24 protein-coding genes are annotated in these 24,909 nt (G+C 71.9%); 4 read left to right on the forward strand and 20 right to left on the reverse strand.

Annotated elements, in window-relative coordinates:
- Positions 1-25: 25 nt before the first annotated feature.
- From C4V41_RS66240 to C4V41_RS41895, 6 genes are all read right to left on the reverse strand, one after another.
- Positions 26-109 (reverse strand): putative leader peptide, encoded by an 84-nt coding sequence (locus C4V41_RS66240; protein ID WP_350668905.1) that lies wholly within the window; start codon positions 107-109, stop codon positions 26-28.
- A gap of 32 nt (positions 110-141) precedes the next feature.
- Positions 142-570, reverse strand: a complete 429-nt coding sequence (locus tag C4V41_RS41875; protein WP_407670143.1) for a thioredoxin family protein — start codon at positions 568-570, stop codon at positions 142-144.
- A 43-nt stretch (positions 571-613) separates the two neighbouring features.
- The gene (locus tag C4V41_RS41880) at positions 614-1,435 is read right to left on the reverse strand and encodes an anti-sigma factor family protein (protein ID WP_103961580.1); all 822 of its coding nucleotides are present in this window, start codon (positions 1,433-1,435) and stop codon (positions 614-616) included.
- A complete protein-coding gene (locus C4V41_RS41885) occupies positions 1,432-1,944 on the reverse strand; it encodes a sigma-70 family RNA polymerase sigma factor (RefSeq protein ID WP_103961581.1) in 513 nt (170 codons plus the stop codon). The genes C4V41_RS41880 and C4V41_RS41885 overlap by 4 nt, the downstream gene beginning before the upstream one ends.
- A 37-nt stretch (positions 1,945-1,981) precedes the next feature.
- Positions 1,982-2,647 carry an LmeA family phospholipid-binding protein gene (locus C4V41_RS41890; protein WP_103961582.1) on the reverse strand — a complete coding sequence of 222 codons (666 nt, stop codon included), beginning with the start codon at positions 2,645-2,647 and terminating at the stop codon, positions 1,982-1,984.
- 97 nt (positions 2,648-2,744) lie between these two features.
- Entirely contained in the window at positions 2,745-2,996 is a 252-nt protein-coding gene (locus C4V41_RS41895; RefSeq protein ID WP_103961583.1) for a MoaD/ThiS family protein, read from the reverse strand.
- Positions 2,997-3,172: 176 nt separating this feature from the next.
- Between C4V41_RS41895 and C4V41_RS41900 the strand changes: the two genes are divergently transcribed.
- The 3 genes from C4V41_RS41900 (at position 3,173) to C4V41_RS41910 (ending at position 7,897) form a co-directional block, all read left to right on the forward strand.
- Positions 3,173-3,865 (forward strand): response regulator transcription factor, encoded by a 693-nt coding sequence (locus C4V41_RS41900; protein ID WP_103961584.1) that lies wholly within the window; start codon positions 3,173-3,175, stop codon positions 3,863-3,865.
- Positions 3,866-3,981: 116 nt separating this feature from the next.
- Complete coding sequence (locus tag C4V41_RS41905) at positions 3,982-7,428, forward strand: tetratricopeptide repeat protein (protein ID WP_160150570.1); 3,447 nt, start codon at positions 3,982-3,984, stop codon at positions 7,426-7,428.
- Between the two features lie 100 nt (positions 7,429-7,528).
- Positions 7,529-7,897: a hypothetical protein gene (locus C4V41_RS41910; RefSeq protein WP_146103986.1), complete on the forward strand. Its 369-nt coding sequence runs from the start codon at positions 7,529-7,531 to the stop codon at positions 7,895-7,897.
- A 57-nt stretch (positions 7,898-7,954) separates the two neighbouring features.
- On the opposite strand, the gene C4V41_RS41915 is transcribed toward C4V41_RS41910, so the two are convergent.
- Genes C4V41_RS41915 through C4V41_RS41940 form a run of 6 tightly spaced genes read right to left on the reverse strand, consistent with a single transcriptional unit; the run spans position 7,955 to position 12,516 of the window.
- Positions 7,955-8,620 (reverse strand): 2'-5' RNA ligase family protein, encoded by a 666-nt coding sequence (locus C4V41_RS41915; RefSeq protein WP_103961587.1) that lies wholly within the window; start codon positions 8,618-8,620, stop codon positions 7,955-7,957.
- A gap of 18 nt (positions 8,621-8,638) precedes the next feature.
- The gene (locus C4V41_RS41920) at positions 8,639-9,154 is read right to left on the reverse strand and encodes an SET domain-containing protein (RefSeq protein ID WP_103961588.1); all 516 of its coding nucleotides are present in this window, start codon (positions 9,152-9,154) and stop codon (positions 8,639-8,641) included.
- Between the two features lie 8 nt (positions 9,155-9,162).
- A complete protein-coding gene (locus tag C4V41_RS41925) occupies positions 9,163-10,347 on the reverse strand; it encodes an FUSC family protein (protein WP_103961589.1) in 1,185 nt (394 codons plus the stop codon).
- A gap of 45 nt (positions 10,348-10,392) precedes the next feature.
- The gene (locus tag C4V41_RS41930; RefSeq protein ID WP_103961590.1) at positions 10,393-11,235 is read right to left on the reverse strand and encodes a PHP domain-containing protein; all 843 of its coding nucleotides are present in this window, start codon (positions 11,233-11,235) and stop codon (positions 10,393-10,395) included.
- A 23-nt stretch (positions 11,236-11,258) separates the two neighbouring features.
- On the reverse strand, positions 11,259-11,954 hold the full coding sequence (locus tag C4V41_RS41935; RefSeq protein WP_103961591.1) for a zf-HC2 domain-containing protein: 696 nt from the start codon (positions 11,952-11,954) through the stop codon (positions 11,259-11,261).
- A gap of 37 nt (positions 11,955-11,991) precedes the next feature.
- Positions 11,992-12,516 (reverse strand): sigma-70 family RNA polymerase sigma factor, encoded by a 525-nt coding sequence (locus tag C4V41_RS41940; RefSeq protein ID WP_268808791.1) that lies wholly within the window; start codon positions 12,514-12,516, stop codon positions 11,992-11,994.
- A gap of 180 nt (positions 12,517-12,696) precedes the next feature.
- Between C4V41_RS41940 and C4V41_RS41945 the strand changes: the two genes are divergently transcribed.
- Positions 12,697-16,875 carry an FtsK/SpoIIIE domain-containing protein gene (locus C4V41_RS41945; RefSeq protein ID WP_200824583.1) on the forward strand — a complete coding sequence of 1,393 codons (4,179 nt, stop codon included), beginning with the start codon at positions 12,697-12,699 and terminating at the stop codon, positions 16,873-16,875.
- Position 16,876: 1 nt separating this feature from the next.
- On the opposite strand, the gene C4V41_RS41950 is transcribed toward C4V41_RS41945, so the two are convergent.
- The 8 genes from C4V41_RS41950 to C4V41_RS41980 all read right to left on the reverse strand — a co-directional run bounded on the left by C4V41_RS41950 (position 16,877) and on the right by C4V41_RS41980 (position 24,860).
- A complete protein-coding gene (locus C4V41_RS41950) occupies positions 16,877-17,314 on the reverse strand; it encodes a hypothetical protein (protein ID WP_103961593.1) in 438 nt (145 codons plus the stop codon).
- A gap of 9 nt (positions 17,315-17,323) precedes the next feature.
- Positions 17,324-21,814, reverse strand: coding sequence for an RHS repeat-associated core domain-containing protein (locus tag C4V41_RS41955; protein WP_103961594.1), 4,491 nt, complete (start codon positions 21,812-21,814; stop codon positions 17,324-17,326).
- A gap of 4 nt (positions 21,815-21,818) precedes the next feature.
- The gene (locus tag C4V41_RS41960) at positions 21,819-22,121 is read right to left on the reverse strand and encodes a WXG100 family type VII secretion target (RefSeq protein WP_103961595.1); all 303 of its coding nucleotides are present in this window, start codon (positions 22,119-22,121) and stop codon (positions 21,819-21,821) included.
- A gap of 6 nt (positions 22,122-22,127) precedes the next feature.
- A complete protein-coding gene (locus C4V41_RS41965; protein WP_103961596.1) occupies positions 22,128-22,724 on the reverse strand; it encodes a hypothetical protein in 597 nt (198 codons plus the stop codon).
- On the reverse strand, positions 22,717-22,848 hold the full coding sequence (locus C4V41_RS65560) for a hypothetical protein (protein WP_268808792.1): 132 nt from the start codon (positions 22,846-22,848) through the stop codon (positions 22,717-22,719). The genes C4V41_RS41965 and C4V41_RS65560 overlap by 8 nt, the downstream gene beginning before the upstream one ends.
- Positions 22,848-23,141, reverse strand: coding sequence for a hypothetical protein (locus C4V41_RS41970; protein ID WP_103961597.1), 294 nt, complete (start codon positions 23,139-23,141; stop codon positions 22,848-22,850). The genes C4V41_RS65560 and C4V41_RS41970 overlap by 1 nt, the downstream gene beginning before the upstream one ends.
- Positions 23,134-24,399 carry a protein kinase family protein gene (locus C4V41_RS41975; protein WP_146103987.1) on the reverse strand — a complete coding sequence of 422 codons (1,266 nt, stop codon included), beginning with the start codon at positions 24,397-24,399 and terminating at the stop codon, positions 23,134-23,136. The genes C4V41_RS41970 and C4V41_RS41975 overlap by 8 nt, the downstream gene beginning before the upstream one ends.
- Positions 24,400-24,485: 86 nt before the next feature.
- Positions 24,486-24,860, reverse strand: coding sequence for a VOC family protein (locus C4V41_RS41980; RefSeq protein ID WP_103961599.1), 375 nt, complete (start codon positions 24,858-24,860; stop codon positions 24,486-24,488).
- Positions 24,861-24,909 lie beyond the last annotated feature (49 nt).

A 24,909-nucleotide genomic window follows, 5' to 3' on the forward strand; every position in this document is an offset into this window, starting at 1 on the left:
ATCGGAAGTCCGCTCGAGATCGTCCTCAGGCAGCGCGACAGAGCGCGGTGGCCACGCGGCAGAAATCTACCGCGCGCCGCTTCGTCAGCAGCTCTGTCGATGGGTTCATAGCGACGACAGTACTCGGCGTCTCGTCATCTGTCACATCTCGTCCGGTTGGTGAGACGATTCATGAGACGGCGGTACGGCCTCGGCCAGCGCGGCCAGCACTTCGGCCTTGCGTGGCTGCCCGGCGGCCCGCTTGACGACGGCGCCGGAGGGGTCGAGCACGAAGACGGTCGGCGTGCGCATGACGTCGAGCCGCCGGACGAGGTCGAGCCGGGACTCGGCGTCGATCTCGACGTGGCTCACCCCCGGCACGAGCGCGCTCACGTCGGCCAGGATCCGCCGGGTGGCCCGGCAGGGCTGGCAGAAGGCGGTCGAGAACTGCACGAGCGTCGCCCGTTCGCCGAGCCCGGCGCCGAGGTCGGCCGCCGACAGCCGGTCGCCGTCGCTTTCGTGCACGCGTCCGTCGCGGCGCAGGCGGATCACCCCGATCACCGTTCCGAGCGCCAGAGTCGCCAGCGCCACCCACAGACCTGTCATCCCCTGGTGCAACCGCGCGGAGGCGCGATTACTTCCGCGCCGGAACGCGGACGAGCACTTTGCCCGCCCCGTCGACGATCTCGAACCTGGCGATCTCCCGCATGACCATGGTCGTCTGGCGGGGGAAGACGGCCTGGCCCTGGCCCTGGTATTCCTCGCGGCTGACGACCCAGCCGGCCGTGGCCTCGCGCCGCCCGTCCTTGGCGACGACGACGAGACTGCACGTCGTGTCCACCGGCACGCCGCTGACCTGCACGTCCAGTTGGGTGCCGCCGTCCATCGACCAGGCCACCACGGTGGCGTTGTACTGCAAGAGCTTGTTCTCGCCGGTGAACTTGCGGCCCTCGCCCTGTTTCCTGACCGGTGTGGGCCGCTTCTCCGCCGGCGACTGGGACGGCTCGGCGCTCCGCAGGGAGCTGTCCGACTCCGCCGCGCCCTGGTCTCGCATCACCTTGGGCGCGGACTCCTCGGAGCTGGTCGTCACCGGGGCCAGCGCCGACGAGGGCGCGGCCTGCTGGGAGTTGAGCTGGATGGCCGAATAGACCGTTCCGCCCACGACGAGCACCGCCGCCGAGGCGGCCACGGCCATCAGGACGCGGCCGCGCCTGGTGCGCTTGACGCGGTCGTTCAGCAGCCGGTCGAGCACCTGGCGCGGGGGGCTGGCGACCAGCTCGACGTCGCGTTCCGACACCTTGCCCAGGAACGAGGCCACGCCTTCGAGCTCCAGCAGCTCGCCGCCGCACGCCTCGCAGGTCGCCAGGTGGGTGTCGATCTCCAGTGCCTCGTCGGGGTCGAGCGCGCCCAGGGCGTGGGCGCCCAGGGCCAGGCGGACCTCCTCGCACGTCATCATGGCGCCAGCCCCCGCTCTTCAAGTGCCAGTTTCAGGGCCCGTAGCGCGTAGTAGGTACGTGACTTGACCGTTCCCGGCGGAATGCCCAGCGTCTCCGACGCCTCCTTCACCGATCGCCCCCGGTAGTAGACCTCCAGCAGCACGTCGCGGTGCTCGGGCCTGAGCACGGCAAGCGCCTCCGCCACGGCCCACGACTCGACCGCGCGCTCCAGCTCGTCGTCGGCCGGCAGCACCGCCAGCGCCTCGTCGCCGGTCTCCTGCGGCCTGGCCTTCTTGGCGCGATGCTGGTCGACGACGAGGTTACGGGCCACGGTGAACAGCCACGCGCGGATGGGCCGGTCGGAGAGGGCCTCGGGATGTCGCCAGGCCCGCAACAGCGTCTCCTGTACGACGTCCTCGGCCCGCCCGGAGTCACCGGTCAGTCGCAGAACGTAGCCGTAGAGCGGCCCGGCGTGCTCGTCGAAGAGGGTCTTCACGAGTTCCTCGTCGGCGGTGCCCGCTGTGCTCACATCCTCATCACGTACGCCAGGACGGAGCGGTTCAACCTCATCCACGAATCGGCACGTCAGACGCTTCGGCCGAGAACTCCAATCCCTCGGCCACGCTCTTGACCCCGGTCACCTTGACGTCGAAGGGCAGCTTGCCCTTGAACGGGATCGTGTACGAGACCAGCCGGGCGAACTGGTCGGGAATGCCCTCGATCTTCTCGGCCTGGACCCTGATGCCCCCGTCGGCCAGCTCGATCTTCATCTCGGCGTTGAACTTCACCTTCTGCACCCCCATCATCACCTCGCCCGACGCCGTCAGCCGCTGCCCGTTGCCGCCGATCTTGACGCCCTCGGGGGCGTACTTGTCGATGGTCGCCCTGGTCAGCGTGCCACTGATGGTCACACGCCCGGCCTGGATGTTGGGACGGTTCTGGAGGACGTCGGCCAGGGGTGCCGTCACGTCGTAGGCGGCGCCCCGCAGGTTCCTGACCGGCACGCCCCCGTAGGTGAACGTGCCGAGATTGAACCGTACCTCTGGATAGTGCCCCGAGACGGCCTGAGTGAGAAATGGGATGCCCTCAATCGTCACGGTAGGCGTGGTGCTGAGGTTGGAGGAGGCCGCGATGCGGTTCGCGAGGTCGCGCTCGACCCCGGCCACGGCGACCCTGTCGACCGCGACCAGCAGGACAAGGAGCACGATCAGGAAAACGATCAGCTTGCGCATGGGGCTCCCTGTCTAGAGCGGGGGTCAAGAGCCTACCGACTGGCTTGTCTCATTCCCCCGCAAAGCTCCCACTCACCCGCCGGTACACCCCATCTGTTCATCCACCGGCGAACGGCGGCAGGACCTCCACGGTCGCGCCGTCGCCGAGAACCACCTCGTCATGGGGTCGCCGGCCGACCGGGGAACCGTCCACCAGGAACGAGCAGCGGCGGACGACGCGTGCCAGCTCTGCCCGATTTTGTGTGATTTTCGTCATGAGTTCACCAAGATTGAGCGCATCGAACGGTTCTTCGGCGACTCCCGCCGCCTCCTTGGCCGCGGCCCAATAACGTATCTTTCCTGTGGCCATGCCTGCCTCACAATCTGTATGGGGTCTATTGTGCGCCGCCCTTAACGAGGTCGTTTCAGGGGACGCGCTGTTCACCTGCTGGACGCGTAATGGACGCGACTTACTCGTGGGATATCCTCACGTACAGGACCTGGGCGACGTAGCCCCCGGGTCCTTGCGCGTTTGAGGAGGCCGTAATGAGCAACCTGCTGCTGCTGACCAACGCACTTGAGCCGTCCGCCGAGGTGCTTCCAGCGCTGGGGTTGCTGCTCCACTCGGTCCGGGTGGCTCCAGCGGAGGCGTCCGCGCTCATTGACGCGCCACCCGCCGACGCCGTGGTCGTCGACGCGCGCAAGGAGCTCGCGCAGGCCAAGAGCCTGTGCCGGTTGATCCGCACGACGGGCATCGACTGCCCGTTGCTGGTGATCGTGACCGAGGGCGGGCTGGCCGCGATGACCGCGGAGTGGGGCGTCGACGACGTGCTGCTCGACAGTGCCGGACCGGCCGAGGTGGAGGCGCGGCTGCGGATGGCCGTCGGCCGCATCTCACAGGCCGCGACCGAGGACGTGCCCGACGAGATCCGCAGCGGCGACCTGTCGATCGACGAGGCCACCTACACCGCGCGGCTGCGCGGCCGGGTGCTCGATCTCACGTTCAAGGAGTTCGAGCTGCTGAAATATCTGGCCCAGCACCCCGGCCGGGTGTTCACCCGCGCCCAGCTCCTGCAGGAGGTGTGGGGCTACGACTACTTCGGCGGCACCAGGACGGTCGACGTGCACGTCCGGCGGCTGCGCGCCAAGCTGGGCACCGAGTACGAATCCCTGATCGGGACCGTTCGCAACGTCGGCTACCGCTTCGTCCCCGACCGCAACGACCCGGCGCACGTCTAGCGCGCGATTGACAGCGGGCTCACCGCTGACGTCCACTGATGTGACAGGTTTTGGTAAGGGCTGATCCGGTCCTGTCATGTCGAGGACACCGCCGTCCCCAGATGGGTGGTGTCGTAGTGGGTCTGTTCAGGTCTTTGGTGGACGACGGTGCCCGGCCGCGCGTCTACCGGCGCAACGAGACCATCTGCTCGCCGTCGCGGACGGCCGGCAACGTCTATCTCATCGACTGCGGCTACGCCCGCGAGTACACCCCGGCCGGTGAGCGTGAGGCCGTACACGATCTGCGCGGCGCCGGCGATCTCGTGGGCGAGCTGGCCTTCTGGAGCCCCGCCGACCGGGTCAAGGTCGACGCCCTGACCGAGGTGCGGGTCTGGCCGATCAACCTGCGGCGGCTGCGCGAGCACGTGGCCACGAACCCCGCCGTGGCGACGGCGCTGGTCCAGGAGCTGTTCGCGAGGAACATCGCCGCCCGCAGGCACGAGGCCCTCGCCCGCGCCCCCGTCGCCGCCCGGCTGGCCGTGTGGCTGCTGCACCTCGACGAGCGCTACGAGCTGGCCTCCGACGCGGCGCCGCCGCTGTCCATGGAGACCCTGGCCGACCTCGTGGGCAGCTCCCCCGACGTGGTGCAGCGCCAGCTCACGCAGTGGACGCGGCTCGACTGGCTGGTACGCCCCGGATACCGTCGGCTGCGCATCGCCGACCCGCCGGCGCTGCGGGACGCCGCCGGCGACTGGGAGCACCTGTCGGCGCCGTGGACCGGGCAGCTGACGCCGTTCCTGACCCGTCCTGGCGCGCCGGCCGAGCCACTGCCGGTCGGCGAGGTGCCCAGGCCCCGCCAGCTTCCCGCCGAAGTGCCGGACTTCACCGGGCGGCAGCAGAGCCTCGACCTGCTCACCCACTGGCTGGAGCGGCCCCGGCGGACGAACACCATGGTCGTCCAGGGGCTGCCGGGCGTCGGCAAGACCACGCTGGTGACGCACTGGGGGCACCTGCACGCCGACCGATTCCCCGACGGGCAGATCGTGATCGACCTGCGGGGACAGTCGCCGAACCAGCCGCCGATGAGCGCCACCGAGGCCCTCGGGCAGATCCTGCGCTCGCTCGGCGTCGGCGCGCACATGCCCGCCTCCGACGAGGCCGAGCTGATGCTGCTCTACCGCAGCAGGATCGCCGGGCGCCGGCTGCTGCTCATCCTCGACAACGCCGCCGACTCGGCGCAGGTGCGGGCGCTGCTGCCGGGCAGCAAGGACTGCGTGGTGCTGGTGACCAGCAGGACGCGGATGGCGCCGCTGCGGGCCACCGGGCACGCCGACCTGATGGACCTGTCGGTGCTCGACCCGGGCAACGCGGTGGCGCTGCTGGTGGCGGTGCTCGGCGAGGGCTCGCCGCGGGCCGCCGACCGGGACGCGCTGGCCGAGCTGGCGCGGGTGTGCTCGTACCATCCGTTCGCGCTGCGGATCTCGGCGGCCAAGCTGGCCGAGAACCCCGGGCTGAGCGTGCAGTCACGGGTACGCGAGCTGCGCAGCTCCGACCGGGCGCTGGTGGGCGATCCGGAGGAGGCGTTCAGGTCGGCGCTCGACCTGGCGTACGAGTCGCTGAGCCCCGGGCAGCGGCGGGCGTTCCGGCACGTCGGGCTGCTGCCGGGGCGGGACTTCACGCCGGAGGTGCTGGCCGCGGCGCTCGGCGTGCCGGTGAGCGAGGCCGTGATCGCGGTGGAGGGGCTGCACCGGGCCTACCTGGTCGAGCCGCTGCCCGGGCCGCGCTACCGGGTGCACGACCTGGTCAAACGGCTGGCCAGGGAGCTGGGGCGGCACGCGGAGGCGGGCGTGCGCGAGGCGCGGGTCCGGCTGCTCGACCACTACCTGGCGGTGGCCGGCGATCCCGCCACGCCGCGCGAGTGGTTCGAGGCCGAGCGGCGTTCGCTGGTGTCGGCCGTGCGGCTGGCGGAGGAGAGCGGCGCGCACGGGATGGCGTGGCGGCTGGCGGAGGCCGTGTTCGAGCCGTTCAGGAGCCTGCGGTTCTACGAGAACAACCTGGAGATCCAGCAGGGCGGGCTGACGTCGGCGCTGCAGGTGAGCAACCGCCGGGCGATCGCGCGGATGCGCAGCCACCTGGGCTCCATCCACCGCGACATCGGGCCGTCCACGCTGGCGGCCAGGTTCATCGGCGAGGCGCTGGCCGACTTCGCCTCGCTCGGCGACTCCGTGGGCCGGGCGCGGGCGCTCAACGACCTGGCCGAGGTGCACGGCATCGCCGGCAACAACGAGGACGCGCTCAAGTGCGCGGGCGAGGCGCTCGACCTCTACCGGGAGATCGGCGACCTAGCCGGGGTGGCGGGGTGCCTGCACACGCTCGCCCGCCTGCATTTGTCGCAGGAGCGTTACGAGCTGGCGCTCCAGTACGCCGGGCAGGCCCTCGACGTACGCGAGGAGCTCGGCGACCGCAGGGGCACCGCGCAGAGCCTGATCATCCTGGCCCGCGTGCAGCGCAACCTGGGCGAGCCGAACGCGGCCCTGTCCGAGGGCCTGGAGGCGCTGTCGATCTGCCACGACCTGGGCGACGAGCACGCCGAGGCCGAGACGCTGCTCTGCCTGGCCGAGATCTACGACCTGCTGCGGCTGCAGGAGGACGCCCAGCGCGACGCGGAACGGGCGCTGGCCGGCTACACGGCGACCGGCGACCAGTACGGCTGCGGCCGGGCCCTGTGCGCGCTCGGCCGGATCGCGCGCAACGGCTCCCGTTATGACGAGGCGCTGGCCTACTACGAGCAGGCGCTGGCCGTACAGCTGGAGCTCCACCACGAGCAGGGCAAGGCCGAGACGCTCGGGGACATCGGGCTGGTGCACTGGCGGCTGTCCGACTACCTGCGCGCCGACGACTACCTCAGCCAGGCGCTGGCGATCAGCCGGGTGATCCACGACGAGCCGGTGGAGGCCCGCATGCTCAACCGGCTGGCCCGGGTACGCCGGCGGCAGGGGCTGCCGCAGGTCGCCTTCGTGTACGCGCTCGAAGCCCTCGACATCGTGCAGGGCATGGGCAACCGGCGGGCGGAGGCGGAGGTGCAGGAGACGCTGGCGTACACGTACCTGTCGCTGGGCCAGCACAAGCCCGCGCTGCGGGCTGCCAAGGCGTCGCTGGCGATCAGGGAGGAGCTGCGCGACAACCGGGCCAGCGCGCTGCTGTCGATGGCGCAGGCGCTGCACACGGCCGGCAAGTCCGCGGCGGCGCTGACGCTGGCCAGGGAGACGGTCGAGCTGCAGAACGAGACCGGCACCAGGGACCGGTGGGCGGCGGCGCTGACGACGCTGGCGATGGTGCTGCTGGACCTCGGCCACACCGACGAGGCGCTGGTCTACGCGCGGCAGGCCAGGGAGGTGCACCAGGAGTGCGGGACCAGGCGGGACCTCGGCTGCGCGCTGCGGGCGCTCGGGCTGATCTCCGCCGAACTCGGTCATCGGGCGGCGGCGGCCGAGTATCTCCAGGACGCCGTGCGCACGCTCGAAGAGGTGGGCGACGTATTCGAGGCCCAGCTCGTGGCGGAAGAATTGCGGGGACTGGCGTGAATCCCGCTAAAAGTCGGGAATTCTCGGGGGTGAGGTCGCAGATCTTTTCCTGAGCATCCCGTTATCTGGTTTCACCGGCTATTCAGCGGAGGTGATCCGGGTGCTCAAGAATCATCTGCGGCGAGACCTTCAGTGGCTCAAGCGACAGGCGCGGAAGGACAGACGGATCACCGTCGTCCTCCTCACGGGCGTGCTGGGAGCCTGGTTCCGCCAGCTCTCCCCGCCCGCGGATCCGGCGCAGTCGCCGATCCTGCTGGCCATCGCGTACGCGCTCGTCATGAGCTCGGCGGCGGCCTGGCTGGTGTCGGTGTACTTCGTCACCAGGAGCCTGCGGGCGCGGCGGGAGCCGGCCGAGGAACTTCGGTGGATCTCCCGGATCGGCCGGGGCAAGGAGTGGGCGTTCTGCTCGCTCAGCGCGTACGTGGCCTGGCACCTGCTCCAGTTCGTCACCGCGCTGGTGCTGGGCTGACCGGGACGGCGGCGGGGCGTCACCCCAGGTATGGGGCCCGGGTGACGCCCCGTCGTCTCATGGCGTGAGGTGGGCACGTCCGAGGGAGTCGACGCGGATGGAGCCGTCGGTGTGCGTGAACTGGACGACCTCCGCCGTGGGCAGCTCGGCGACGCCGAAGTCGGTGCCGGCGTGGGCGTCGGCCCATCTCAGCAGCTCTTCGGGGTCGCTCAGCGGGCGGGCGAAGTGGACGAGGCTGACGTACCAGCGGTCGCGGACACGGCCGTGCTCCAGATCGCGGATGCCGCGGCCCCGCAGCGCGTGGATGTACCGCTTCCTGAGCGTGACCAGGGTGTCGTCCTCCGGCCTGCCGTGGACGAGGACGCCGCCCTGGTGCGGGACCACGCCCTTCAGCCGCACCCGCACCGGGGGCAGCCCGGTGGCGGCCTCGGTCAGGGCCTCGCCATAGGCGCGGCGGAGGGGGTCGTCTCCGGGGATGTGGGCGCGGTACGGCTCCAGCGACCTGAGCGTGACGTGCAGGGTCGGGCCGGCGTGCACCCAGTGGCCGTCCGCCGGGAAGGTGGCGGCCAGGCCGGCCAGGCGCTCGACGATCTCACCCTGAGGGCGGAGCACGGCCGCCGCGCCCCAGCGCCGCGCGCCCTCCACCATGGGCACGTCATGGGTGGCCCGGCCGGCCAGCAGGGCCGCGCGGCCCCGGTCGCGGAACTCGGCGAAATCGGACATTCGAGCAGTATGCCAGGATCATGGACGGTCATGGATGAGCGCCAGCAGAGCCGGCACCCAGTGGTCGCCGTAGCGCTCCCGCAGGTCGGCCCTGCGCCAGTCCGTCCCGGTGACGCGGCCCCGGCAGAGCGGCGTGCCGCATCGGCAGTCCATGGCGAAGTCCGGCGCGGCGGTGCTGGTGGCGTAGTCGTTGGTGGCCTCGTCGCCCGGGCGCAGGTCGCGGCGGGTGGCCAGGGTGTAGGGGCCGGTCCACCACAGGTTGGGGTCACAACTGTGGTTGCCCTTGCCGTTGGGGCTGCCGGGAGGCAGGACCAGGTGGAGGTCCGCGGCGACGGCGATGGTGTCGACATAGGGCTGTGCGGGGTCGGCGAGCAGGTCGCGAAGCCGGTCCCAGGTCAGCAGCCGGCCGCCCAGCCGGGAGACCTCGGTGCCGGCGGGGATGGCGGCGGTCGCGAACAGGCCCACGCCGGCGATGGGCGAGGAGCGGACTTCGAGGTGCGGGTGCAGCCGGCAGCCAGGCTCGGGAGGTCGCATACCGCACCTTAAGGGAAGGCGTCCTTGTGCGGCCCGTGGTCCGGGTCGAACTCGTGGCGGATCCTGGCGCAGTCGTCGATCAGCGCGCCCTGCAGCGAGCCGAAGGCGGCGTTCCTGGTCCGGCGGAACTCCGTGGCCAGCCGTTCCTGCAGGCGCTCGCCGTCGCGGAGGGCGGCGCGCAGATCCGCCAGATCCTCCGGCCTGCCCCCGCCGAGCTGCAACCGGCCGAAGTCCTCGAAAGCCCGGGAGAGCGCCGCCAGCTCGCCGGCCAGCGGTTCCGGCAGGTCGGCGGCGCGTTCGCCGGGCAGGCCGCGGACGCCGGTGATCAGGTCCATCAGGCCCCTGGCGATGCCCCTGAGCTGGTGACAGGCATGGTCGAGGGCGGTGGCGGCCTCGGCGAGCTGGCTCAGGCGGCGGTCGAAGCGGCGGCGGCGCAGCGACAGGCGTACCGACTCCGCGGCCTGGTCGGCGGCGTCCTTGGTCTCCTCCAGGCGCTGCGACAGCCCCCTGGCCCGGTCGAGCCAGTCCCGCGCCATGGCGTGGGTCCAGTCTTCCCGCAGGCCGTGGGCCATGTCGCCGGCCAGGTCGGACAGCTCGCCGGAGAGCCGGCACAGCTCCTTGCCGGCCTGCTCGACGAAGCGCGGCGGCAGGATCAGCAGGTTCGCCGCGATGCCGAGGCCGGCGCCCAGGAGCACGTCGGCGAGGCGGGCGAAGCCGTACGTGCTGCCCAGCGCGAACACCAGCAGCGCCGTGATCGGGATCTGCACGTTCTGCGCCGGCAGGTTGAGCAGGCGGGTCAGGACCAGGCCCGCCACCACGAGCATGGCCATCGTCACGACGTTGACGCCGATCAGCCAGATCAGCGCCGTCGCCGCGCCCACGCCCACCACCACGGCCCCGACCTGCTGCAGCCCGCGGACCACCGTGCTGTACGCCGTCGCCGACACCGTCAGCAGCACGCCGACGGGCACCAGCACCGGCAGGTCCACCTTGAGCACATAAGCGGCCAGCCACCAGCCCAGCACGCAGGCCACGGTCACCTTGACCGTCTGGACCAGCGCCTCGCGCTCCAGCCGCAGCCAGCGCCCGACGCCCACGCTCCGCAGGCGTTCGAGCGCCGACGCCCCGCTCGCCACGATGCGCGCGAGCGGGGAGCCGGCGCGCTCCTGTCTGCGCCCCGATTCGCTCTCCATGAGCACCCCCGTCCCTCTGACCTGCCCAGGGACGCGATGATTAGCTCAGGAGACGGGTGCGGCGCCCGTCGCCGCGGCCGTCAGGCGTTCGTAGACCTCGACCGGCGTCGTCTCGCAGCCGAGCCGGTGCCCGGTCAGCTCGCCGTGGTCGTCGCTGGAGCCGGTCACGGCCAGGCCGAGGTCGCGGGCCAGCCCGCGCACATGCGCGCGGGCCTCCTCGTCATGGTCGAGGTGGTCGGCCTCCACGCCGAACAGCCCGGCCGCCGCCAGCTCGGCGATCCACTCGTCCGGCACCACCTGGCCGCGTTCGACCGCCTTCGGGTGGGCCAGCACCGCCGCGCCCCCGGCCGCGCGCACCAGGCGCACCGCGCGCTCGGGGTCGAGGGCGTAGCGGGAGACGTAGGCGCGGCCGCCCGTGCCGATCCACTCCGGTGTGAACGCGAGCGCCGGGTCGGCGATCGCGCCCGCCGCGACCATGGCACGGGCGATGTGCGGCCGCCCGACCGGGCTGCCGGCGGCCAGCTCGGCCACCTGTTCCCAGGTCAGCGGCACGCCCAGCCCGGCCAGCCGTTCGACGGTGAGCCGGGCGCGGACCTCCCTGGCCTCCCTGATGCGCGCGCACTCGGCGGCCAGCTCGGGCTCCAGCGGGTCGAAGAGGTAGGCCAGCAGGTGGATGCTCTGGCCGCCGCGCCGGCAGGACAGCTCCATGCCGGGGACGAGCGTCAGCCCGGCGGGCAGCGCCTCGATCGCCGCGCGATGGCCGGCCACGGTGTCGTGGTCGGTCAGCGCGAGCACGTCGAGCCCCCGTTCGCGCGCGCGGCGCACCACGTCGGACGGGGGCTGCGTGCCGTCGGACGCGGTGCTGTGGCTGTGCAGGTCTATGCGCATCGTCCCCGATCATTCCAGACCTCTCAGACCGTGATGGTGGCCAGACTCCTTCCGTCGAAGGTCTCGATCGTGAAGTGGTTCAGCTCGGATTTCGGCAGGCTGGTGCCGCCGTGCAGGACCAGGGGGTCCGGAGAGCCGGGTACCCCGTACCCCTTCTCCGGGACGCCCCAGCTCGCCACGACCTCCGAGCGGCCGTCGTCGCCGACCGCCATGAGACGGCACTGGAGCGGCCCCTTGACCCCCTTCAGCTCCAGCGCGACATGGGTCCCCCAGCCCTTGTCCTCCAGCCCGATGACGCCCGCCACGCCGGTGGCGGGGTCGGTGCCGGAGTAGGTGCTGCCGGTGAGCAGTAACTCGCGGGCCGGGCCGTGCACGCTGTCGGGGTTGGGGCCGTCGGTGTAGGAACTGATGGCCAGGAACACGCCTGCCGCGACCACCAGGCAGGCGGCCGCGGACATGAACGTGCGATAGAAGCCGCGGCGCCGGCGTTCGGCGGCGGCCCGGCGTACCAGGAGGGACTCGACCTGCGCGTCCGGCTCGTGCGGCAGCAGATCGTCCGGGTGGACCGTCTTGATCAGCTCCCCCATCGCCGCGAACGAGCCCACCTCCCCGGCACAACTCGCGCAGCCACGCAGATGGCGCTCGAAAGCGGCCCGCTCGTCCTCGCCGAGCAGACCGAGCGCGTACGCGGCCACGTCCTCGTGCTGTACCTCCGTCATGGCGTCACCCCCCTGTCGTTCATGTGACGCACCTTGATCACGGCAGCGTCACCCCCCTTTCCTCCAACGCGACACGCAGCGCGCGCATCGCGTAGTAAACGCGGGACTTCACCGTGCCCACCGGCACGCCGATCGTCTCCGCCGCCTCCTGGACCGTGCGGTCCAGCAGGAACGTCTCTGTGAGCACCTGACGGTGGGCCGGGGAGAGCGAGAGCATCGCGTCGGTCACCACGATCTCCCTGAGCAGTCGCTCGTCCTCGGCGGCCACGGGCGCGACCCGTTCGGGAATGTCCTCGACGACGTTGAGGGGCCGCGAGCTGGGGCGGCGGCGGTTGTCGATGACGACGCGGCGCGCCACCGTGGCCAGCCAGGGCATGAGCGAGCCGGACTCGGTACGCAGGTCGTGGAGGTTGCGCCACGCGCGTACGAGGGTCTCCTGGACGACGTCCTCGGCCCAGCGGCGGTCGCCGCCCGTCAGCCGGACGGCGAAGGCCATCAGGGAGGGGCCGTATTCGCGGTAGAGGGCTCGGACCATGGCTTCGTCGGTCACGCGATGATTCACGCCTGCGGCTCCTCGCGCTGCAGATATCATGAAATATCCCGCTTGGTGCGCCGATATTGGATTTATTACTGTAGCCACGGGCGGAGTCTCGGGTCAGGTACTTTGCCCTGTTACTGAGCAGTTAGATTCATTGGTTAAATCGGGCTTCAGTCCCCTGGAGAGGGGATTATGATCATTCGGTTGACAGTCCGTGATCCCGCGGCCTCCAGCGCTGCCGACGTCGAGGTGACGGCGGAGCCGGAGACCCCGATCGGCTCGCTGCTGCGGGCCCTGCCGTTCCCCGTCAAGGGACGGCCGTGCTTCGTCGGCAGCGGCAAGCTCGACCCCCGGACAACGCTCGCGGACAGCCCGCTGGTTCCCGGCGCGACGATCAGTGTGGGCGAACCCGAGCGCGCGGAGCCCTGGCGGCCGCTCGCCGCGGCGGGCGCGATCCGCGTCTTCGCGGGTCCCGACGCGGGCCGGGTGGTCTGGCTGAGCCCCGGCAGCCACGTCATCGGCCGCGAGTGGACCGACATCGCCCTGCCGCGCGACGCGAAGGTGTCCAGGCGGCACGCCCGGCTGGACGTGTCGTGGACCGGCGAGGCCACGGTCGTCGATCTCGGCTCGCGCAACGGCACCCTGGTGGACGAACTGGTCGTGCGCGGGCCGGCCACGCTGCGGCCCGACGGGGTGCTGCAGGTGGGCGACGACCGGCTGCGGTGGGCGCCGCTGCCGCCGTCCAGGCTCAGGACCACCCGTGCCGGGGACGGGTACGTCGACTTCGACCGGGCGTTCTCGCCCGCGCCCGCCGTACCGGGGGCCAGGCTGGCCCTGCCCCGCAATGAGGTGCCGCAGCGCAATATCGCGGTGGCGCTGCTTTCGTCGCTGCTGCCGCTGCCCATTTCCATCGCCATGGCGATCTTGTTGAAAAGTGCATATTTTCTGCTTTTCGGAATTTTGACCCCTATCACGTTCTTTGCCACCCAGTGGGTGGAAGGTCGGCAACGTACGAAGAAACAGCGTGAGTTCGACGTGCGCAAACAGGAGACCGTGGAGCGAATGCGCCGGCACGTCGTCCACGAGCAGTGGCTGCGGCACGTCGTCGCCCCCGACGAGGTGGACCTCACGTTCGCGGCCACCCACGAGGGGCCGGGGCTGTGGCCGCGCAACGCCGACTCCCCCGACGGCCTGACGCTGCGCGTCGGGGTGGCCGACGAGCCGGCCACGATCGCGTTCGACGGGGAGCGGTGGCCGGACTTCGCCGAGCCGGTGCTGCGCGGGGTGCCGGTCACGGTGGACCTGCGCGAGATCGGCGTGCTCGGCGTCATCGGCCCGCCCGAGCCGGTGGACGCCCTGCTGCGCTGGCTGCTGGTCCAGCTCGGCACGCTGCGCGCGCCGGACGAGCTGCGGCTGGTCCTGATCACCGCGTCCGGGGGCGGGCATCTGGCGTGGGCGCGCTGGCTGCCGCACCTGAACGTGGACGCGCCCGTCCCCTGCCTGGTCGGCAACACGCCGGAGACCAGGACGGAGCGGATCGAGGAGCTGAAGAACCTGGTCACCGAGCGCCGCAAGGCCAGGGAGCGCCACGCCTCCACCGGCTTCGGCGAGGAGATCGTCGTCGTGCTCGACGGCGCCCGGGCGTTACGCGACATCCCGGGCATGAAGGAGGTGCTCAGGGAGGGCCCCTCGGTCGGCGTGTACGTGATCTGCGCCGACCAGCGCAGCCTCAACGAGTGCCGCGGCGTCTGTGAGCTCGACGGCGCCGGCCTGCTGCTCACCCGTGGCCGCCAGGGGCTGCCGGTGTCGGTGCAGCCCGAGAGCCTCGGGGAGCAGGCCGCCGAGCGCATCGCCCGCGCGGTGGCGCCCATGCGCGACCGGCTCACGCTGGCCAGGGCCGAGAGCGTGATCCCCGACTCCGTACGCCTGCTGAACGTGCTGGACCTGACGGAGCCGTCCGACGAGGCCGTCCTCGCGCGCTGGAGCGCCGATCCCGGGCCGACCACCAGGGTGTGCGTCGGGGCCGACGGCTCGGGCCCGGTGACCGTGGACCTCGCGGCGGACGGGCCCCACACGATGCTCGGCGGGGCGACGGGGGCGGGCAAGAGCATCCTGCTGCAGACCCTGGTCACCTCGTTGCTGCTGGCCAACCGGCCCGACGAGCTCAACCTGGTGCTGGTCGACTTCAAGGGCGGCAGCGCGTTCCTGCCGTTCGAGCACTGCCCGCACGTCGTGGGGCTGATCCGGTCGACCGGGGACACGGCGGCGGACGTGTTCGACGAGAGCGCGGCGCGGCGGGTGCTGGCCTCCGTACGGGCCGAGGTGCGGCGCAGGGAGGCCGTGCTGGCCAGGTACGGGGGCGAGATCGACGTCTACTGGGAGGCGGGCGGCCGGCTGCCGCGCCTGGTGATGGTGTTCGACGAGTTCGCGCGCGTGCTGGAGACCTCGCCCGACTTCCTGCGCGAACTGGTGAACGTGGCCGCCAAAGGACGCTCGCTCGGCATGCACCTGGTCCTGGCCACGCAGTCGTTGCAGGGCAAGCTGTCACCTGAGCTGAAGAACAACATCTCCCTGCGCATCACGCTGCGGCAGAACGAGCCCTCCGACAGCACCGAGGTGCTCGGTGTGCCCGACGCCGCCACGATCCCGTCGCGGCTGCGCGGCCGGGGCATGATCATGCGGGTGGGGGCCGAGCAGCGGACGCCCCAGCTCTTCCAGACCGGCTACCTGGGCGACCCGCCGCCCACCGGTGCCGCGCCGGCCTCCGCGCGGCTGCTGCCCTGGCCGGCGCTCGGGCTGCCGCGCCCTGAGGCCAGGGACACGCCTCGCGCCGGGCGTACCGACCAGGACCTGGCCATCGCGGCGGCGATCGCGGCGTCGGGACGGTTGTCGACCGAGCCGCCGTTCCGGCCCCTCCTGCCGCCGCTGCCCGCCGCGCTGCCGCTGGCGGGGCTGGAGGGGGCCGGTGGGGTGCCGTTCGGGCTGATGGACGATCCCGCAGGCCAGGCGCAGCCGGCGATGGGGCTGGACCTGGCCGGGACGGAGCGGCTCATGGTGGCGGGCGGGCCGCAGTCGGGGCGGACGACGTTCTGCCGGACGCTGATCTCCAGCCTGGCGGCGCGCTGCTCGCCTTCGCAGGTGTGGCTGTACGTGGTGGAGAACCAGCCGGGCGGGCTGGCGGCTTATGCGGACCTGCCGCACTGCGGGGCGGTGGCCGGGGGCGGCGAGCCTGACCGGATCCGGCGGATCGTGACGTGGCTGGCGGGCGAGGTGGAGCGGCGGCGGCTGGCCCGGCTGTCGCCCGGCGGGCCCGACGCGCCGGTCGTGGTGTTCGTGATCGACGGGTGGGAGTACTTCGAGGATCGCGGCAATCCGGACTTCTTCGAGACGCCGCTGCTCGTCACCCTGCGCGGGATCGTGGCCGGCGGGCCGCCCGTCGGGGTGCACACGGTGGCGGTCGGGGGGCACGACATGCTGCGGGGGAAGACGCCCGACCTGTTCTCGCGGCGGTTGTTCCTGCCGTTTCCGCGGGAGGAGACGCGGCGGTCCTACCTGTCGTCGGGGATGGTGTCGCCGCCGGTGCTGCCGGGGCGGGCCATCGAGGCGGCCGGCGGGCTGCACGTGCAGCTCTGCCTGCCGCCCGACCACGTACCACCGCCGCCCGCGCCCGCCCGGCACAGCCGCGAGCCGGCGCGGCACGCCAAACCGTTCCCGCCGCTGCCGATCCGCGTCCCGTTCACCGGCCCGGCCATCGGCGTCGGCGGCCCCGACGTCACCCCCGTCGAACTGGACCTCTTCGACCTCGGCCCGCACCTCGTCCTGGTGTCGGGCCCCTCGGGCTCGGGACGCAGCAACGCGGCCCTGGTCATGGCGACCGCGCTGCTGCGGGCCGGGGCGAGCGTCCTGGCCATCGCGCCGCCCCGCTCGCCCCTGGTCCGCTCACTGCCGGGGGCGCGGACGCTGGCCGGCACCACGTTCACCGACGCCGACCTCAGAGAGGCCGCCACCGCGTTCGGGGACGGGCAGTACGCGGTGGTGATGGACGACTTCGACCAGCTCACGATCACGCCCGGGGAGCAGGGCTTCGACACGCTGCCCACCCTGCTGCAGGACATCCTCGCGCCGTCCGAGCTGGGACGGCGGGCACTGATCATGTGCGGGGACGCCACCCCGCTGCTGGAGGGGCATCGGCGGTCGCTGTCGGGGGAGGTGACGGAGGTGCTGCGGTCGGGCACCCGGTTCCTGCTGACGCCCACGGGGCGGGTGCAGGCCCGGGAACACGGCCTCCACCTGGAACCTGACCAGTTCTTCGGCGGGCCACCGGGACGGGCCTACATGGGGACGTCGCGACGGCTGGATCTGGTGCAGTTCGCGGTGTTGTAGGTCAGGCGAGACGACCGGCGCGCAACAGGTGGACGGCGGCCTCCGGCTCCAGCGGCGACTCCCGCAGGACCTGGGCCAGCAGGGCTTCGGGGGTGAGGCCCGGCCGCTCGAACGGGGAGTTGTCGTCGTCGAGCGTCCCGCCGACCAGCAGGGCGGTGACCGCGGACATGATGATCATGAGCAGTTCCGCCACCCGCTCATCCCCCGGGCCCGCCGCGAACGACAGGTACCAGTGCCCGGCGAACTCGTGTCTGCCGGGCGGCACGAAGAACGTGACGACCTGGCCCGCGCCGCCCCAGTGAAACCTCCAGGCGTCGTCTTCCCGCACGAAGGAGATCTCGACGTTCGACACGTCCAGAATCGTGCGCATGGCGAACCCCGCCACGCGCGCGAGCGTCTCCGGATCCGGCCGCTCCGGGCACACGACTCCGATTTCCATGGACATGCCTCACCCCGGGAACACGATCCAGCCGCCGGCTGTGTTGACGTAGATGCTGCTGATGGTGCCCTGCCGGGGTATTTGAGCCAGCGGCCCGTTGACCCCGAAGTCGAGCAGTCTGTCTCCTGCGACGTTCTTCGCATCGACGAACAGCTCGACGCCCGAGTATCCGGCCCTGCTCGCCGAGTCCTCCGCCACGCTCGCGTGCCTGAGAACCCCGGCTGGTGACGACCCAGAGTATCCCTTCAGGCTGATCGGTGATCCGTCGAGCCAGCCGTCGATGCCGGGCTCGTTGGCGGCCCGAGGTCCCACGACCTGCCCGCCGCGAAGCTCCACGATCTCTCTGGCCTGGGCCACCTCGTGTGGTTGCATGCCGTTCGGGACCACGGACCCGGGCCTGCCCGGTGGCAGCCCCTTCGGCCCGGCGGCCGGGTATGCGGCGAGCCCGAGTGGGTCGCACCAGGAGAGCGGGTTGAGCACGTACGCGTGCGGGTCCCACCCCCCGCGCAGCCCGATCGGGTCGGCGGCCAGGTAGCGGCCGGCGTCCGGGTCGTAGTGGCGGAAGAAGTTGTAGTAAAGGCCCGATTCCTCGTCCTCATACTGGCCGGGGAAGCGTAACGGGCAGCCGGCGCCGGCCGTGATCGGGCCCGAGGAGGCGCCCCAGTGCGACTGGCGGAGGCGCCAGGCCACGTTGCCCTCGGCGTCGACCAGTTCGGCCGGGGTGCCGATGAGGTCCGTGGCGATGGCGTAGAAGCGTTCGTCGATCCATTCCTGGGCCACCGGCCGGCGTTCGGACTGGATCAGGGGGCGGAAGGAGCCGGGTTTCCAGTCCCAGGCCGTCGCCCGGTCGTCGCTGCTCTGTTCGGCCAGCGTGAGGCCGTCCCAGACGAAGTCGGTGCGCTGCGAGCCGTCGGCGCGCTCCTTGGCGATGCGGCGGCCCAGCGGGTCGTAGAGGTAGCGCCAGCGGGTGCCGTCCGGGGTGGTGACGGTGGTCAGCAGGTCGTCGGCGTCCCAGGTGTAGTGCCAGGTGCGCGGTCTGCCCGACAGGAGTTTGCGCTGCCGGAGGACGGTGCGGCCCTGGCGGTCGTACTCGTAGCGGGTGCGGCCCGCCTGGCGGACCATCGTGCCGGTGTACGAGCGCAGCCCCTGCGCGTCCGGCGGCGGGGGCCAGACGGCGTCGGTGATCTGGCCGGCGGCGTTGTAGGTGTAGCGCTCCGACCAGCCGGCCCCACGTACGGCGGTGACGCGGCCCACCGGGTCCAGGTCGAAGTGCCGGCGGCCGGCGAGGAGGTCGTCGATCTCCGTGACGTGGCCGTCCTCGCGGTAGCCGTAGGTGCGGCGCTGCGTCACCTGCCGGCCTCTGGCGAGGGTCTGGGTTCGGAGGCGGGAATCGGCGTCCCAGTCGTGGGCCAGGGAGACGTCCGCGCCGAACGTCCGCGCGATCTCCCGGCCCGCGAGGTCGTGGGTGAAGTGGATGGTCTGGCCGGCCGTCGTGAGGGTCAGCGGGAGGTCGCGGTCGTCGTAGGTCCAGGTGGTCTCGGCTCCCGACGGGGTACGGCGGAGCACCCTGCGGCCCAGCGTGTCGTAGGCGGAGGTCAGGGTGCGGCCGTTGCAGGTCTCGCCCGTGACGCGGCCGTCGGCGTCGCGGGCGATGCTCAGGTCGGCGTCCGGGTTCGAGGCGTGAGTCAGGCGGCCGAGCGCGTCGTAGCCGAACGTCGTGAGGCGGTCGCCGGCGCGCCGGCCGATGAGGCGGTCGAGGACGTCGTAGACGTAGGTCGTCGACTGCCCGGCGCCGTTGACGCGTTCCGTGAGCCGGCCGGCCGGGTTGTGGACGTAGGTCAGGACGCGGCGGTCGAAGTCGGTCTCCTGGATGACCTTGCCAGCCGGATCGTAGTCGTAGTGCCAGGTCAGGCCCTGGGCGTCGGTGACCGTGGCGAGGCGGAGCTCGGTGTCGTACGCGAACTCGATCCGCGCGCCGTCCGGCGTGACCCGGGCGGTGGCCACGTCGAAGGGGCCGACCTCGACGCGGGTGACGCCGCCCGTGGCGTCCACGTGTTCGGTGAGGTTGTTCTCGGCGTCGTAGGTCCAGCGTTCCGTGGCTCCGCCGGGCGAGGTACGGGTGGCGGGCAGGCCCTCGACCGTCCACGTGTGGCGGGTGACGTGGCCGAGCGGATCGGTGACGGCGCCGACCCGGCCGAACGGGTCGCGGTCGTAGCGGGTGGTGGCCCCCGACGGGTCGGTGATCGCGATCGGCAGGCCGGCGGCGTCGTGCTCGATGGTGACGGCGTGGCCGAGGGCGTTGGTGATCGCGGTCAGGTGGCCCAGGTCGTTGTAGGAGTAGGTGGCTGCCGGGCCGGTGGTGAGGTTGCCGCGTTCGTCGTAGCGCAGCGTCGTGGTCGTGTCGTCGAAGTCGGTGATCGCGATCGGCAGGTGCCGGCCGTCGCGGGTGTAGCGGCGGGTGGCGCCGTCGGGTCTGGTGGTCGTGAGCGGGGCGCCCGCGTCGTCGTAGGTGTGGCGGGTCGTCCGGCCGAGCGGGTCGGTACGGGCCAGCAGCCGGTCGTGGCGGTCCCAGGTGTAGCGGGTCGTGTGGCCGAGGGGGTCGGTCACGGCGGTGACCTGCGACAGGTCGTTGAAGCGGTACGTGGTCTCGTGGCCGAGGGAGTCGCGGGCCCTGGTGACGCCGTCGCCGTAGGAGATCTCGGTGTTGAAGACGCCCGCCGAGCCGGTGCCGTAGACGCAGCGGCCCTCCAGGTCGTAGGTGTAGGCGTACCAGGTGCCGATGCGGTCGTGCCAGCGGGTCAGCCGGCCGTCGTCGTCGTAGGTGAAGCGCAGCGGCAGGCCCGAGGAGTTGGTCACCTCGGTCAGGTCGCCCGCCTCGTCGTAGGCGTACGAGATCAGGGTCTGGCCGGCGCCGCGCAGCCGGATCTCGACGATGCGGCCCTGGTGGGTCTCGATGTCGAGGTGGTAGCCGCCCGAGTGGACCACCTCGGTGGGCAGGCCGTCGAGGTAGTGGACGTCGATCCGGTTGCCGTTGCGGTCGGTGATCGCCGTGACGGGGAAGAGGTCCTGGACGCCGGTGAAGTGCGTGGTGCGGCCGGTGTGCGGGTCGGTGACCGTGTAGCCGTCGCCGTCCGCTCGCAGGGCCAGCCGGGGGCCGTCGTCCGGGTGGGACGCCTCGCCGGGGGCCGGGTGGGGGAAGGTGAGCAGGGTGCCGGTTTCGGTGGCCAGGTAGACGGCCTCGGTGTCCACCTCCAGGCGCTGGTCCAGGGTCGAGGCCCAGGAGCGGCCGAACCAGCGGCCCGCGCGATGACTGGACAGGTGGGTGCGTTCCAGGTGCAGCGGGAGCACGCCGGGCAGGTCGACGTCCGTCTGCGGGAGCAGCACGATGCCCGTCGGGAAGTGCACCGGGTCCTGGCTGAAGAACTGGCGGCCGCGCTGCCAGGACGTGCTCGCCGCCGTTCCGGCGCGGGCGCCGCCGGCCTGGATCGCGGAGCGGAGTGAGGTGACCGACCGGCTCGCGCCGGTGCCGAGGGCACCGACGATCACGCCTCCGCCGCCGCGTACCGTGGCGGCCCCGGCGGTCAGGGCCTTGGCTCCGCGCGCCAGCAGGCTCAGGCCCTTGCCCACCGGCAGGACCCCGAGGGCGGCCAGGCCGACCTGGCCCAGCGAGCCCCTGCCCTGCCGGTACTTGTTCAGCGCGTCGGCCAGCACCACCGCGCCGGCCGCCACCGCCACCCCGGCCAGGATCACCCCGGCCACGCCGCCGGTGCCGATCACCAGCACCACCAGGCCGGCGACCATCGCCACCGTGCCCGCGAACGACACGAAGTCGTCCCACGACCTGAAGGGGGTGGACAGCGTGTCCCAGGCCTTCTGCAGCCAGGACTTGTCCTTGATGCCGCTGCCGTCGAGCGCCTGCTCGATCTCCTTGACCGCCCGGCTCTCGGCGTCGTCGCGCAGCCGGGCCGCCTCGTCGGCGATCCGGCGGGCGCGGGAGCGGTCGGCGTCGGCGTCCCTGGCCCGCTGCACCGCCGGGCGGACGGCGGCCTGCACGGCCGGGTCGGCGGCGGTGATCGCCGACTCCATCTCCGGCAGGCCGGTCATCGGGGTCGCGGCCGGGAGCCTGGCCTGGATCTCGCGCAGCGCGCCCTGGAACTGGAGGTCTGCCGTCCTGCCCTGGCGCAGTGCCGTACCCGCCTGGGATTTGGCCTGTTCGAGGCTTCCCGCGTACGTCATCAGCGCGTTGCCCGCACCCCGGTACGCCTTGCCCAGCTTGGCCAGCTCGGCGGGCAGCTCACCCAGCGCCTCGGTGTACTTGGCGGCGTAGTCGCCGCGCATGCGCAGCGCCGAGCTGCCGCTCGACACCGTGCTCAGTCTGGCCGTGTGGTCCTCGGCCAGGCTCGCCTGTTCGAGCAGCCGGTCGGCGAGTCCCCTGACCTGGCCCGGATCCCCGGGCGCGGGGTCGCCGGCCAGGCCCAGGACCTCCCATCCGCCCGGCATGACGTCACGCCCCCGCGCCGCCGCTGAGCGAGGCGTCCAGCTCGCGGTGCTTGGCGATGGCCGTCTTGAGGAACTGGCTCATGCCCTCCAGGCCCTGCATGACCTGCCTGGCGCCGTTGTTCCACTGGTCGTAGTCCTGCTGGAACTTGCCCGAGGCCCGCTCGGTGACGAAGTCGCTGCTCACGAGCTGGTCGATCATCGACTTGAGCTGGGTCAGGCGGCTCTCGATGTCCTCCTTCTCCTTGTTCAGCCGGGTCGCGCTGTTCTCCACCTGCGGGAAACTCAGGTGATGGGTCCCACCTGCCATGACCGTTCACTCTCCTTGATGCTCTGACCAGGCCAGGGTGGCGCTGATCGCGTCGAACAGTTCGAGCATGGGCTCGGCCAGGCCGAGGTGCGGGCTGGTCAGCACGAGGTCGAGCACGCCGTGCCCGCCGGGCACGGGGACGAGCGTCTGCGTGACCACGGCCTCCGTCTGGCCGGACTCGACCCCGGTCACCCGGACGGCGCGGCCCGCCCGCAGCTCCACGATCTCGACGTCGCGCCAGGCCGTCGTGTCCGGCCGGGGCGGGGCGGTGACGATGCCCGAGGCGATCGCCTCGACGGTGTTGCCCGCCGGATCCGCCTGCCCGCCGGTGTGCAGGACCATGAGCGTGGCCAGGACGGTGCCCACGTCCTCGACGTGGTCGGTCATCGCCGCGCCGAACACCGCCCCGTGCCGAGCCGCCAGGTCGGCGACCTCGCGCAGCACCTTCAGCAGCACCGGCCGGTGCGGCGCCAGCCCGGGGGTGGCCGCCACGCGGGCGTCCACGAGCCGGGCCAGGTCACCGGTACGTCCCGCGCGCCAGACGTCGAACTCGTACCAGGATTCGGGCACCCGGACGGTGAACCCGAAGGGCAGGTCAGCCATGGCCGGCCTCCTCCGTGAGCGCCTTCGCCGGCTGGGCGTTCCGGTCCGTCAACGCGAACACCAGGGACGCCGCGATCGTCGCGATCAGGATGCCGGTGAGCACGCCGAGCATGAGGGCCTTCATCACGCACCTCCTGAGGTGGTGGACAGCGACTCGGCCAGCGAGCCGTCGAGCGTGCCGGTGCCCTCGACGAGGGCGTCGAGCAGGCCGGCCGCGCGTTCGAGTAACCCGTTCATGCGCTCCCGGTTGTCCGAGGACTCCGCGAAGAACCGGCGCAGGACGTCGTCCACTTTTTCCGAGCCGGTTCGCGCGTCGAGTGCGCCGACCTTTCCGCCGTCCAGTGCGGCGCGAATGGATTTGAGATCGCGCGAAACGTTCGTGGCCTCCTGGCGGTCGGCGGTGAATTCCTCAGCCATTCGGCGTCGCCCCCTCGATCGCTTCGAATGCGCGCCAATCCCGATAAACGGTTTCGACGACCAGCGAGCCATTCGTCCTGCTGCCCATGTGGAGCTTCAGCCGGAGCGGCAGCCCCTGCTCGTCCACCCGCAGCGTGAAGGCGACGGGCCCCTCCGCGCCCGACCCCGCGTAGGCCGCGATGGTCTCCTCGCCCCTGATCCGGTGCGCGAAGGCCGTTCCGGTGATCGTGCGGCCGTTGCCCGGCGCGGGCGCGGCGCTGACGCTCGTCCCGGCCGCGACGAGCAGAGCCTTGATCGTGTACGGCGAGCTGAAGCGCCGCACGGCCGCGCCGTCCGCCTGAACGCAGGTCTCCGGCGCCGGCCGGGCCGCGTCGAACGGCACGCCACCGGCCACGCCCGCGTTCCCGGCCAGGGACACTTCCGCGGGATCTGGAGCGTTCCCGCACGTCAACTTCATCTCGTACGCCGTCGCCGCCCCCTGGGCGAAACTCAGCCGGCCGTCCGCGGCGACCGCCCCGCCGGACGCCGTCACCTTCTGCTCGAACGTGGCCGTCCGCCGCCCGATCGCGCCCACCACGTCGCCGGTGTCGCCGGTGTCCGGCTGCCGTGCGTGGCCGGCGATCGCGGTCACGGCACCGGCCACCACCGCGACGATCAGCACCCCGATCGCCACGCCCACCAGGTACGACGGCCGCCGCCAGATCGGTGTGGGCGCCGGGGGCGGCTCATAGGGCGCCGGCTCGTCCGGTCTGGTCCGCCGTTCTGCTTCGATCAGCAGTTCGTTCACCGTGGCGCCACGGGCGGCGCCCGAGTGGCCGAGCAGGATGCGTACCAGGTCGACGGCCGACGGGCGCGAGCCCGGGTCGGCGCGGCGGCACTCGTCGACCACCGCGCGCAGCGCGGGCAGCAGCCTGTCGAGGTCGGGTTCCGCGGCCGGCCCGCGCCCGGTGGCCGCGAAGACGATCACGTCGGCCCAGTCCCTGACGTCGCTCGCCGGGAACCGGCTGTCGCGCGGCCCGGGGGCGAAGAACGCCTGGCCGTACGGCCCGATCACGACGTTTCCCGGGTCGAGCCGCAGCCCCGCGATCCCGCCCAGGTGCAGCCTCGCCATGGTGGCGGCGGTACCGAGCGCGAGCAGGTAGAGCGCTTCTCCCCGATACGGTCCCGCGGCCCTGACCACCGCGGCCAGCGATTCCCCTTCTCCGAGGTAATCGCCCGGCCGCAGGGCCAGTCCGGTGCTCCATCCCTGAAATTCCATCGCCATCCCCGTGGGTCGGCTTTTTCCGTCAGGTTGTACGCCGGCGCCCTGGGAACGGTTCAACGGAATTCAAGACCACTCTGGAATCATTCAGGGACGGCCGTGAACAGCTCATAGCTGTGCCCGTTGGGATCGCGGACATAAACGCCCCGCCCGCCGCCGAGATGGTTGATCTCGCGGTCCCAGCCGTTCATGGTCCCGGAGCCGTAGTCGGTGGCGCTGTCCTGGAGCCGCTCCAGGGCCCGGTCGAAGGTGGCGTCGTCGATCAGGAACGCGTAGTGGCCCGGCTGCTGGGGCGGGTGGCGGTCGTCGAAGTCGAGCGTCAGGTCGGCGTTGACCCGGACGGGCGCGAACGGACCGGCGGGCACACCGGGACGCAGGCCGAGCAGGTCGGCGAAGAACGTGGCCGCGACGGTCTTGTCGGCGGCGGGGACGATCAGGTGGTTCATGACGATGGTCACGACGGACCTCTCTTCTCGGGCTGATTGCATGCGTTTTGCACACAATCAT

Origin of the sequence: Nonomuraea solani, assembly GCF_900108335.1 — a bacterium.
GTDB classification, from domain to species: domain Bacteria; phylum Actinomycetota; class Actinomycetes; order Streptosporangiales; family Streptosporangiaceae; genus Nonomuraea; species Nonomuraea solani.

What these genes read in the sequence shown, in the direction of transcription:
- C4V41_RS41955 (WP_103961594.1), bottom strand. Translation starts at nt 21,814, where the DNA reads ATGCCGGGCGGATGGGAGGTCCTGGGCCTGGCCGGCGACCCCGCGCCC.
- C4V41_RS41915 (WP_103961587.1), bottom strand. Translation starts at nt 8,620, where the DNA reads ATGTCCGATTTCGCCGAGTTCCGCGACCGGGGCCGCGCGGCCCTGCTG.
- C4V41_RS41930 (WP_103961590.1), bottom strand. Translation starts at nt 11,235, where the DNA reads ATGCGCATAGACCTGCACAGCCACAGCACCGCGTCCGACGGCACGCAG.
- C4V41_RS41925 (WP_103961589.1), bottom strand. Translation starts at nt 10,347, where the DNA reads ATGGAGAGCGAATCGGGGCGCAGACAGGAGCGCGCCGGCTCCCCGCTC.
- C4V41_RS65560 (WP_268808792.1), bottom strand. Translation starts at nt 22,848, where the DNA reads ATGAAGGCCCTCATGCTCGGCGTGCTCACCGGCATCCTGATCGCGACG.
- C4V41_RS41900 (WP_103961584.1), top strand. Translation starts at nt 3,173, where the DNA reads ATGAGCAACCTGCTGCTGCTGACCAACGCACTTGAGCCGTCCGCCGAG.
- C4V41_RS41950 (WP_103961593.1), bottom strand. Translation starts at nt 17,314, where the DNA reads ATGGAAATCGGAGTCGTGTGCCCGGAGCGGCCGGATCCGGAGACGCTC.
- C4V41_RS41895 (WP_103961583.1), bottom strand. Translation starts at nt 2,996, where the DNA reads ATGGCCACAGGAAAGATACGTTATTGGGCCGCGGCCAAGGAGGCGGCG.
- C4V41_RS41890 (WP_103961582.1), bottom strand. Translation starts at nt 2,647, where the DNA reads ATGCGCAAGCTGATCGTTTTCCTGATCGTGCTCCTTGTCCTGCTGGTC.
- C4V41_RS41975 (WP_146103987.1), bottom strand. Translation starts at nt 24,399, where the DNA reads ATGGAATTTCAGGGATGGAGCACCGGACTGGCCCTGCGGCCGGGCGAT.
- C4V41_RS41920 (WP_103961588.1), bottom strand. Translation starts at nt 9,154, where the DNA reads ATGCGACCTCCCGAGCCTGGCTGCCGGCTGCACCCGCACCTCGAAGTC.
- C4V41_RS66240 (WP_350668905.1), bottom strand. Translation starts at nt 109, where the DNA reads ATGAACCCATCGACAGAGCTGCTGACGAAGCGGCGCGCGGTAGATTTC.
- C4V41_RS41965 (WP_103961596.1), bottom strand. Translation starts at nt 22,724, where the DNA reads ATGGCTGACCTGCCCTTCGGGTTCACCGTCCGGGTGCCCGAATCCTGG.
- C4V41_RS41970 (WP_103961597.1), bottom strand. Translation starts at nt 23,141, where the DNA reads ATGGCTGAGGAATTCACCGCCGACCGCCAGGAGGCCACGAACGTTTCG.
- C4V41_RS41935 (WP_103961591.1), bottom strand. Translation starts at nt 11,954, where the DNA reads ATGACGGAGGTACAGCACGAGGACGTGGCCGCGTACGCGCTCGGTCTG.
- C4V41_RS41880 (WP_103961580.1), bottom strand. Translation starts at nt 1,435, where the DNA reads ATGATGACGTGCGAGGAGGTCCGCCTGGCCCTGGGCGCCCACGCCCTG.
- C4V41_RS41960 (WP_103961595.1), bottom strand. Translation starts at nt 22,121, where the DNA reads ATGGCAGGTGGGACCCATCACCTGAGTTTCCCGCAGGTGGAGAACAGC.